Origin of the sequence: Nocardia cyriacigeorgica, from assembly GCF_005863245.1 — a bacterium.
In the GTDB taxonomy this organism is placed as follows: domain Bacteria; phylum Actinomycetota; class Actinomycetes; order Mycobacteriales; family Mycobacteriaceae; genus Nocardia; species Nocardia cyriacigeorgica_C.
This window is the reverse complement of sequence record NZ_VBUT01000005.1, coordinates 593827-605338: the sequence shown is the minus strand read 5'-3', so window position 1 is coordinate 605338 and position 11512 is coordinate 593827. Positions and strand designations below refer to the sequence as shown.

Genomic DNA, 11512 nt, shown 5'->3' with positions numbered 1-11512 from the left:
GTCCTGGTCGGGTGCGTATGGCACCCACAAAGGGAACCTCACTGTCGTGCGACGCGGAGCCTACAACGATGTAGCCGGAGGTCTGCTCGCGACACTGCTCAAAGACCCCGCGACCAAGGTCGGAGTCTTCGGTGACTCCTATGCGTCGGGTGAGGGTGCCGGGAATTATTCTCCCGGCAATGAACATATCGACAGGCGGTGCCACCGATCGGAGCACACGCACGTCGCCCAATTATTCGGTCCTGGCCGCACTCATATCTTCGCCTGCTCCGGCGCGGTGCAACATCACCTGTTTGCGCCAAACGCGTCGAGCATGCCGACGTTGTCGCAGGTGGAGGAAATGAGCCGCACTGATGTGGTCCTGGACGCGGCGTTCGTCAGCATCGGCGGAAACGATATGGGCTTTGGTGCTCTTGTTTCCGAGTGTGTTTTGCCGAACGAGGTCGTCATCCGTTCCGCAAGGCCGGCTCCTCCTGTCGTGCTCGACACCGAATGTGGGAAGCAGGACGTGTCCGCGAATGGCGTCAGCATCGGGGAACAGGTGACGACGAGAAGGGTCGCGGATGCGTTGGCTGCGCTGACCACACAGCTGCCGAAGACATACCGGCAGCTTTACGACGCGGTGAACGCCGGCCAGTCAGTGGCCGAGCGCGGACACGAGGCGCCGTTGTTCGTGCTCGGCTATCCGAAGGTCTTCCCCGAGGTTGTCGGGATCGGATGCGGCGAGTTCGCTCCTCGGGAAGTCACATTCGCCAACAAACTGGTGAAACACCTGAACCAGACTCTGCAATCTGCGGTCAACACGGCGCGAGAGGGTGGACGGAGCGTCTACTTCGTGGATGCAGTCGAACATGCCATGCAGCCCTCGAATACCTTGTGTGACGGGAGCGCATCGGGAATCGTGGGAGTCGGATTTCTCGAAGGCGCTGCCAAGAAGGTAGCGGAAACATTCTGGCACGATGAGCGTGCGCAGGAGCTGGTGCACCCCAACCGCCTCGGCTATGCCCGGATTGCCGGTGCGATCGCTTCCTGGTCGACAAATGAAGATGCAGCACCAACTGGTGTTGGAGGGAAACAAGCGAGAACCGCTCCGCGCGTCATCACTACTGAAGCGGAATGCGATCCGTTGCCGCTGACCCAGGCCGACCTCGAGCTCTCCGTCGAACCCGGAGCTTGCATTTCCATGCGAGTGAAAGCTGAAAAACCCAGTACATATTGGTCTGAAGTACACAGCACGCCAATCGCTCTGAGCGGCGGCGAGGTCGAAGCAGGCGAATCCGAATTACGAATTGACCTTCCCATCGATCTGAGTCCGGGCCGGCATACCCTGCATGTCCTGCTTGTATCGGAGTCTGGTGAGTTCACAGACTATGCCGTCGACCTGACAGTAGCTCAGCCATTGCCCTGGTGGTGGTGGGCAATGGCCGCGGGATCGGTGACATGCCTCATCACTGCGATAGGGCTGGGGGTGCGCATCCTATGGTCCAGCCGCGGCGCACCGCGCGCGAACGCCGACAGCATGTCTGACAAGGAAGATCGCGGGTGACAAGAGTCGTCTCCCTGACGAGTAATAGGTAGCGTGGCCGGAATGGTAGTCGGCGAACGCCGACCGGTCGGATCCGCGATCGCCAGAAGGGTGCGGGCCTGTGTCATCGTCGGCACCGTGACAGCTGCGGTGATATCAGCTTGCAGTCCCGGGTAGAATATCTCGTTTCGCGTATGTCAGCGGAAAAGATGACGCGTCAATGAGGTTTGGGGAAGCGAGTTGTCGGTAGGCGCGGCCTGGTGCTTCCGGTGAGCGGGTGCCGGTGACTCGGGCGGCAATAGTCGATTCATGTGTTCGTATGACGTCGTCGTCTGTCACGCTGTGGTGAACTAATACCGGGCCGGGTTTCGATGGCAGTTCGCACCACTGGTGTCCTGCCTTGGAGGCAGGGTGCGCAATGGCCAGAATTCAGCCTCGCCTGGCAATATACGTCTCCGAATGGCGCCCGGCCGTCAGGATCGTGCGTACACCTTGTACGCCGACGCCGGTGCCTTGGCGGTGGTAGCGCAGAGCGAGTGGTTCCGCGTCGCGGGATCGCCTCGTGTCCGACGGGGGAAACGTCGTTGCCCCGACGATTAGCAGTAGGCCCTCGTCGTCGGGTGAGTCATTTCTGAAAGCCCGATATTCCCCACGCATTGCCCGGGGTGTCGGTCGATCGGCGGATACCGGCGCTGAACAGTCGGCTGTAGCGTCGATCAAAGATCTGTCGGGTGCGGCACCGGCTCGACATTCCGAGGCTTACCAGTCGGAGCCTTCACGCCCACGTGCATGGTGGTTCAGCATTGCGAGGTACGCATGAACGACGAACCTGTGTTCGATCTTCGCCCCCGTCACGTTGCGCGTGTGCTCGGCATTCTGTTTACGCTACCCGTGGCCTATATCTTCGGGATCGAAGGCATCACCACCGAAATCGAGACCGATCTGGTGACCGGTGAATCCAGCTCGACGAGCGACGCGGGAACACAGATAGCGCGCGCGGCGGTATGGATCGTTCTCGCCGCGATCGCCGGCGGCGTCGAGTGGTGGCTGCGCACGCGCGACGTGGAGTGGCCGCCGGGGATCCATGCCTTCCTAGTCCGCGCTCGGTTGGCCGATCCCGCCGCCTATACCCGCTCGACTGACCGAACCCGCCCGATGACCACCGCATCCGCGGACGCGTTGTTCGACCTGCGGCCCCATCATGCCGCCTTCGCCGGTGCGGGCCTGGCAATGATCGCTGCCCTGTTCAACCCGCCGGGCCTGGCCTGGCTGATCATCGTCGCCGGATGTGTGGCGTTCGGGTGGCAGGCGCGGAACAAGCAGGCCACCTGGCCACCCGCGGTGCGGGAGTTCCTTGCCCGGATGAGACTCGCCGAACCAGGGTCACCGGCGGACGAGCCATCGGCCGGTCCGGCACCCGACGGGCAGGTGGCGAGGGTGAACCGGCCGCAGCGCTATGGTCCGCTCATCCCGCTGCGCCCGCTGACCGCGGGGGAAGTCCTGCGCGCCTCGATTACAGCCATACGCCGCCATTGGCAGGTCTCGCTGACATTCACTCTAGTGGCACTGGTTGCGGCGCTATCCATCTTCTTGCTCGGCATGATCAGCATCGGTGCCGCGCTGATTTCTGGTATCAGCATGGAGGGGGAGAACTTCGCTGCCGGTCTATTCGCCACCTTGGCGGCCCTGGTGCTGCTGTTCGTCAGCCTGCTGATCGTTATCGGGGTGCCGGCGGACGCTGCCATCAACGCGGTCACCATCGTCACCGCCGACATGGCCATCCGAGGGGAGCCGGTTCGGTTCGCGGCGGTGTTCGCCCTGGTCCGGCCACGTTTGTTCGCGTTATGCCGGCTCATGGCGGTCTTCTACGCCGTGATCGTGCTGCCGGGCCTCCTCGGCCCGTATATTGTCCTGATCGCGGTCGGCCTTCCCGCGGCGATCCCTGTGCTGGTTCTGATAGTGGCTGCTGCATTCGTGGTCGGAACCTTATGCGCATTCGCACCGATCGTGATGACGCTCGAAGGTGCGGGGGTCGTCGAGTCCTTCCGCCGTTCCGTCGCGCTGGTGCGACCGTCGTTGGCGCGGGTACTCGGCTTGGAGCTGCTATGGGTGGCCGCATGCGTCGTGGCATTTGCCGCAACGGCATATCCGGCCCTTGCGATCGCCTCGGCCGTCCCCGGCGGAGAGGTCATCGTCTATCCCGTGTCCTTGGTCATCATTGCGGCCTCGGCCGTTCTGATCCGCACGTTGCAGACTCTGCTCTACACCGACCTGCGGATTCGGGAGGGCAGCTACGACCCAACACCGCAGCCACCTCCCGGACCTCCCACGCCATCCGAGGGAACAGCCGGGGATGACCGCGCCCCCGGTGCCGACATACCCGGCCGGCCTGCCGGCACCGCCGCGCCGATGCGGGTCGCGGGCGAGTCCGCTGCTGTGTCAGCTCAGGACGCCGCATCGGATCCGCCTGTGCCGATGGCGGCGATGGAGGTCCCTGGATCTGATGTTGCGACGCCCACGGCACCGACCGATGCCTTCGGCCAGCCGTTTACACCCGCAACCGGCGAGGGCGCGGAGTCTGCCGGCAACAGGCCTCCGTCGCCGCCGACCAGACCGCAACTAACGAAACCTGCAACGGGGGCAGACCCGGCACCGGTTGTGCCGACGACTGTCCCGAGCATGAGGGATGGCTCCTTCGCTCAGCCGGGTGCCCACCATCTGCCGCATGGCCAGGCAACTGCCGAACCGACCGCTATCGCTGGTCCAAACTTCGGCGATCTTCGCGGTGGAGCTGAAGCGCCACATGCCGTCCACCGCCGCTCGCGGCGCCACCCGCTGCTCGTGGCGGCGCTCATCGCGGTTGTCGCACTCGTCGTCGGTGGCGCGGGAATCTGGTGGTTGGGGCATGAGGATCACGGCTCGCCGTTGTTTGCGCAGAATCATCTTCGGAATACCTACCCGGCGGCCCCGTCGGAAGGTTGGACCTTCTATGCGTCGGAGGTAGCCCGCAACGAGGAGTTCTCCAGCCCGCGCCCCTCTCCCGAGATGGCCAGCAGCCCTGGCCTCATTGATCTGGGTGAGATCCTCATCGTCCAGACGATCTTGCCGTCCAGCGATAAGGGCGAGACGATTGTCGCGCTCGATTCGCATTCGGGGAAAATGCGCTGGCGTGCGGATGGCGGTTACGAGACGTGCGCGACTCGGACAGTCGACGGCCTCCTGCCCTGTATCCGGGAGGATGGATTCGGGCCCGATCACCGGTCTGACATCGTGTTCTTGAGCGTCGAGGACGGCACAGTCGAGCGGACCAGCCCGGCCGTCGACCCGGCCTGGGTCGAGGTCGTCGGCGAAGACATCATCACGGCCTCTTACTCCGAAATCGCTAGCGGCACCGTCGAGGACCTCCGCGCACACTGGCGGACGAGATGGTCACCCGACCCGACCTGCCCTGGTTCCGGCGATTCCTATCGATACGGCGCGAACGACGAGTTCGTCTTTTTCGGCAGCGACGCCGGCGCAATCGTGGTCCGTCGCAGCGACGGGAAACGGGTCATAGACGCCGATCTCCAAGCCATCGCCGCCTACCCAGGGCAGGGGCTCATCGCCCAAACCTGTAGTGCGGCCGATCCAACAGATGGGGACACTGTCGTCCTCGATGCCGCCGGCAACCACATACGCACACATCCAGGGCGTGGATGGCCGGCAAAGCCTCTAGCTGGAGGCGTCGACGCGCTGCCGTACATCACCTCAGGTGCCGCATGGGATTTTAGTAACGGCTCCCAACGATGGTCATCCTCGGAGATCGAGGGCGGAGGTTCGATCATCGATGACACGGTCGTGGTCGGTCACACGGGCGGCTGGATGTCCGCGGTCGACCTTCAAACCGGCGCGGAACTATGGACTTCGGACGACAGTCCCGCGGATTGGGCCACCGACCGGCAACGCCTGATCCTCGCCGATGGGGACGGTGAGTTGGAAGCAATCAACCTCCGCACCGGTGACCGCGAGTGGTCGACCAGTGTCGAGTCCGGGGCGCTCGAACCTGCCGGCGCCGGTTTCGCCATCATCAACGAGAACACCGTCACCTACTATCCGCCGACCGGCGGAACGGCAGGCGAGCCCGGGAGCAGCGGATCTGACGAGTCTGGTGCCACGGAACCGCAGCTCATCACGGCATGCGGAAAGCCGCCCACACTGACACCCGTGGAATATCGGACCGGCAACGACGGTCTGGTCGTGCGCATGGAGTTGCGGGCCAACTGCTCCAGTGGAGACATCATCTCTACTGACGCTCTCCGGATCGAGATATTCGAACGAGGCCGGCCGATCGCTGCGGGCGTGTTCGACTTTTCGGAGTCGCCGATATACCTGCCAACCAGTGACGGCGGCGCCAGCGATTCTGCAGTGGTTGTGGAGCACGAATTCGAGTTCCCGATCGGCAGCTTCTGGCGGTTACCCAACTCCCTAGGCGCCCATACCGACCCGACAGCGCAAAGCGCAATGGCCGATGAAAGCCAGGTCGTGAGATGCACCGACGAAGGCGCTGACCGCGGCCCGCACGAGGGACGCTACTCGGCCGACGCAGTTGATGCGACCCCCTTTGTCGCCACCCGGTCAGGTGCAGCTGTGGCCGACCCCGAAGCAGCGGCTCTGGATGCACTTCGGGCACAAGCCGACGCTGACAGGCCCACCGTCGGGCGCGATCTCGCCGACCTGTGGGTCCCCCAACTCTCGTCCAAACAGGTCGGCTTGGTTGCCCCTGACGTGGACGGTCGGATCGTCACCTGGACGCCAACGCAAATCCTGCAGCAACACCTTCGAATGCGCTTGCAGTACCCGGAGGTCAGACTGGTCTGGAGCGACGAATGGAGCACGTTCGACCTCCGCGGCTGGTGGATCACCGTCGCTGGTGTCACGCACAGTTCGCCTGACCCCGCCAACGGTTGGTGCGACGCGAAGAACATCTCAACCGACGAGTGCTTCGCGAAACTGCTCAGCAACAGCCGCGGTCCGGAAGGCACGACGAAGTACCGATGAACAGTCGCGGCGGAGTGCGATCGCCGTTATCTTCGACCGGCCCAGAACGGTGAGGATGTCGTGCAGGGTCACCCTTGTCACGGTCAACGCCAGGATGCTCTTGGAGATCCAGCAGGACCCCTGCCCGACGGCGCACCGCACACCGTTCAAGGTATCCAAGCAGATTCGCTTCGCCGCGGCGGTCCCGTGGAACCAAAGTGGCAAGCCGCTCGAGCAGAGCTGCGCAGTGAACCCGACCCAGTATTATGGGGAGCCCGACCACGTGCCCTGGGGATCGTCAGCCCCTGTGTTCGAGACGACACCTTGGCCTCCGCAATGCGTGGGGTAACCGACGGCTCGGACGTGGAGTGAGACTACCCAGCTGACAACTCGGATTCGATTGTGCTGGTTCCGGTCTGACTCTCTCGCAGACGCAACCGATCAAGAAGTTCCTGCTCGGCCGCTACTATTGCGGCTAGCTGGTCCGCAGGTGGTCTCGTCGTCTGATCGTCAGCACCGTCCAGCGCGCGGAGCAGTTTGTTGAGCCCATCCCGAACCTCATTGAGCCACGGATCTTGCCAAGCTCGACGCACTGCTTCGATTGCGCACTGCACCAAGGGGTCAGTGGTTGGCGGTGCGGAGGGGATCGTCAGTACCACCATATCGGCCATACGCGCCCATGATCCCGTGCCGACGATGGTGTCCACGGCGTCGACGATCGGCCCGACGGCGTTCGAGAAAGTCGAACCTGACAGACGCATTGCCACCGAGTGCCCTGAGGCGTCATTGCGCCGCTCGATCTCGAGATCTGCGTGTGTTTCAAGCGCGAGCGTTCTCGCGGCTGCCTCGACGTAGTCCAGGACGGCTTGCCAAGGATCGGCCTCCGCGGCTGTAGTCAGCAGTGTTTCCAGCAAGGCAAGTCTCGCCGGCTGAACTCCATTGCACCAATCCAGGATTCGGGGCTCGACTTCCAGTACCTCCGATGTGACAGTGGAGAGATTCTGGACGACCCAATGTTTGACGGCGTCGCGGCGGCGCTGCTTCAGTACAGACTCGTAGAAGAGCTCGAGGCGGCTCGCGACTATCGAGGCGTTACTAGGTAGGAGCCGTGAACGCGCCTGGGCCCACCGAGCGAAGTCGTCGTATGCGCCAGCTGCGAGGAGGTCGACGGCGAGTTGCCCGGAAGTGAGGGCCTTTACGGAATTGGGTCTGTGGGGATCAACAGCGCCTAGTTCGGCAAGAAACATTCCTCGCAGCAGTGCATCGACGGTCGGCGACGGTTCGGTGTGCTCGCCGAATAGGACCTGAAGGACACCATCTGCGGCGCAGTGCTTTGCCTGGACTTTGCTGCTCTTCCAGTCGCCGCGCCACTCGGGTTGCCCGGCGACGTGGAGCGTAACGGTAGCGCGGAATCTTTTCTCGTGGTCGCGGCCTTGCTGTTCGAAGTCGACGTTGAACTCCGCTTTGACCTTTGCGCAGTATTCCTGTAGTTGGGTGGTTGGGTCGACCTGCGGGGTGAATGAGGCAAGCCATCTAGCAAGGAATGCGGGCTGGCGCTCCATCAATAGGTCGCCGTTGGCGCGCCATGCAGCGCCGATGAGCGACTGCGCGACGTCGGATTTGATCGATGGAGTCAACGCGGTGCCGGAGGATCGGAGTACGCCGGTCGCGAGTGGCATCGTGTCGAACAGCTTCCCCACCGCTTCATCAGCAACCGAGAGTGAGGCGACGGTCCCTGGTGGCAGTCGAAATGTGGTGTCGAAGGCACGCAGCGCGCAGTGATGGCGAACCAGATGCGTAAGCGCTTCGGAGCCCTCCGTGGCCAATGCGCCGTAATCGTTTTGTCGTGCTTCGGTCACTACGCGCGGATGTTCATGTACCCAAGAACGGTGAGTCAAAGCCTGACTGATCAGGCCTGCATCGGCGACCTCAAAGGCCTTTTGGGCCCACTCGCGTGCTACAGCATGCTGGGGAAGATTCGCACGATAGGGCATCGGCAACGTCGATTTGCTCGGTCCGGCGACCGTCGGCTTCGCAGGGACGATCGCCGGCAGATATCGCAGAACATAGGCACGCGCGGCCTGCGCCCTCGCTGCTTTGCTGGAACCTGCAGTGGCCTCCGCCGAACGGCCATTTACCTCGACTGTCACCGTGAATTGCTTGTTGTGGTCGGGGCCGGACTCCCTACGGGTATAGGTTGGTGGACGCTTGGTGTGGGAATCGAGCAGTGTGTGCCAGTCCGGCTCTGGACTGCGTGGTTCGAACGAAACCAACTCGAGGAGCTCGTCGGCAGGCCTCTGGGACGCAGTGACAATCGACAGCGCTCCAAGGATCTGCATCGCGACGGTTTCGGGGGCGCGGCTGTTCGAGCCACCGGCCAGGAGCGCGGCTTCACCTTTACCGAAGAAGCCGAGGTTGTTGGCTGCCACCCATGCCCCGAGTGCGGATCGGGCCTGGCTATGGGCGGCGAGCGCCGCACTGACCTCTACGTTCGAAGTGAAGTCGCCGCGTTGGGCTTTGACACGGTCGAGCAGCGCCGTGCGCATCCAACCCCAACCGAGACTGGCGAGGACATCGAGGGCCTCGGCGCTGACGGGACCATCTGGCATCGACTCGTATAGGTAGCTGCGGTGTAGGCAGGCCCACCGCACCCATCGCATCCCATCATCGTCGAGATCGATGTTGAGCTTGGCAATTTCGCGGGTGAGGGCCGTTGACGCAACCGGCAACCACGGCGAGTCCGGCGCCTGGGGGTAGGAAGTGCTCCACATCGTCGGTTGAACGGAACCCGGTTCAGCATCTGAGGAAGTTGCCGACCGCGAGTGCTTGGTGCCGCCAGCGTCAGTCGGCCGGGATTTTTGTTGCAGTTCGTGCTGGAGCCATGGTCGAAACGTCGGTGTTCGTCCTGAGCGGACAAGTCGCTCGACTTCGAGGACCTCTTGGGACCACGTATCCTGGCCTGACAGAACCAATCTGACGCGCAGACGTGCCAATGACGTCAGCAGCTTTGTGACAGGGATCGACTGATCACGGTTTATCGCGACCTCTCGGGCCAGGGCCGCAGCCTGGAGTCGCAACGCCATCTTGTGCAGCGGCTCGGGCGGGGGTGGGTCGCCGAGCGCGGAGATGCCGACCCACTTGTTTCCGAAGCTGTAGGCCGTCATCCGATCGACCAGCTATCCGGCAGCACTCAACGCGATCCTTCCTTGCATGCCCACCCACGCTAGCACTGTGGCGCGTCGATCGAGTGCCAAACAAGATCATGGCTACCTGGTGCAGGTGGTCGTGTCATCGACATCCGGCCGGAATCCATGTTCCGGAGCTAAACCGGAGAACCTCGAACCTCCCCTCCGCACGGACCCGCAGGGTTCGAACGGGATCATTCTGGTGGCGCATGACCAGCTCGCAAGCGTGGATCGGTTGCCATCTCCGGGCATGCGGCGGGCCGCAGGCCAGGGAAGGGGGCGGACGCTCACCCAGTTCTATTGGCTACCCTCCCGTTGCGGCGCGCAGCTGCGGGCCGGAGCGGTGTTCCGGCGCGCTGTTCCGCCCACCCAGGTGCGGTCAGGTTACTGGCGGTGGCACCAGCTGGGGCAGACGGATGGCAACATAGGGTGCTGGGCTCTAGCGACGTACTCCGTACACAGCGGGTATCGGCGTGGCCTCGCGCGGTTCCAATACGAGAGTTGCGCCACCTGCTCGCGCGGTCAGGTGTGCGCCCGGTTCTCGTGGATACCCTGGTATTTCGGGTGTGAATATTCTTGAAATTCACTACAGCTAATTGGCGCAGAAAATTAATGACACAAGCCCCGAACAAGCGAGCGGTTCACCTTTTTGGCGCGCCGCTCCTCGATATCCGTTGACGCTAACCTGGCAGTGCGGCCACAGAACTCTGGAATCCGGGTTCATTCCCTGTGTAAATGTCCATTAGGAGACTGTGCTTCGTACCGCTTGGTCCAGGTAGGTTTACAAAAAGCATGTACTGCCGATTTCCATTGGCGACATACTCTCCGTACGCGAGATATCCACCGAGACCGCTTATGGCATGGCCCATGAATTCAGTCCGGCCCCCGAGATCGCCTTTGAAGCCAGCGGGAATCGCCCGGTATACGTTGGAGACGCCAGGATTGTTGCCGATCAACTCGCTTGTCTTCTTGAACCCTGGTGAGCGTGGGTCGGCGACGATGGAAAACAGCTTCCGGCCGTCATTTATCCCCTCCTGTGTCGGCTCTTGGATCGAAGCTAGGTACAAGCCGATCGAGTAGTAGTTGAGGTAGTCCTGAGCCGACCAGTTTGGCAAGTTATTCACGTCTGGAAAGGACATCACCTGCCGCTCATCGGGTCTGAGATACTTCTGGTAGATTCTGTACGCCTCTGGCTTGTCGTTCACCAACTCCTCGCCGCGCAGCGTCAGCCGTGCCACCACGTCTAACTCCCAGAACTGTTCGGGGCTCATCAGGTCACCATCTGCGGCGCCAGTTTGTCCATCACGGTTAATATCACCAGGTTGGTATGTGACATAGATGTCGGGGTCTGCGCTGGTGGTATCGCTAGTGTTAGCGCAGCCAGTCATCGACCCCGCGGCGAACAATACAACGAGGGCTCCGGCCGCGACCTGACGTCCACTAACGGCCCGGTTCCTATTCGCCGCTGAAGCACGACTTATCAAGGGTTTTATCTCCGATCAGTAGGCGTCGTCGGGTGGCCACGATAACCGCAGGTCTGTACACGGGACTGTATGCCATTCGGGGGACATGAGGAGAGGCACGGCTTTCCAGGAGGTATCCGTGCGCTCCCACGAACTTCTCACGGAGGACTACCTGCGCCGCCTGGCCGTGATGGCTGCCGCCGACCGCGTCGACCTGTTCCGGCGAAAGCATCATCTCCGCCCCGCGGGCCGCGGGTAATCCTGGTAGCCCCTTGCTGGGTGGAGTGCTGCCTTAGATCGACGGGAAGGTCGGAGTGAAGGGA

General features: G+C 62.7%; 4 protein-coding genes. 2 read left to right on the top strand and 2 right to left on the bottom strand.

Features of this window, described 5'->3' with window-relative positions:
* Nucleotides 1–1546: GDSL-type esterase/lipase family protein (locus FEK34_RS15945; protein WP_212748764.1), on the top strand; the 1546-nt coding region annotated here is incomplete at its 5' end.
* A 795-nt stretch (nt 1547–2341) separates the two neighbouring features.
* On the top strand, nt 2342–6562 hold the full coding sequence (locus FEK34_RS15940) for a PQQ-binding-like beta-propeller repeat protein (protein WP_171048236.1): 4221 nt from the start codon (nt 2342–2344) through the stop codon (nt 6560–6562).
* Between the two features lie 353 nt (nt 6563–6915).
* Here the strand turns inward: FEK34_RS15940 and FEK34_RS15935 are convergent, their stop codons facing one another.
* On the bottom strand, nt 6916–9705 hold the full coding sequence (locus tag FEK34_RS15935) for a putative dsRNA-binding protein (RefSeq protein WP_138448559.1): 2790 nt from the start codon (nt 9703–9705) through the stop codon (nt 6916–6918).
* 701 nt (nt 9706–10406) lie between these two features.
* On the bottom strand, nt 10407–10997 hold the full coding sequence (locus tag FEK34_RS15930) for a hypothetical protein (RefSeq protein ID WP_138448558.1): 591 nt from the start codon (nt 10995–10997) through the stop codon (nt 10407–10409).
* Nucleotides 10998–11512: the final 515 nt, after the last annotated feature.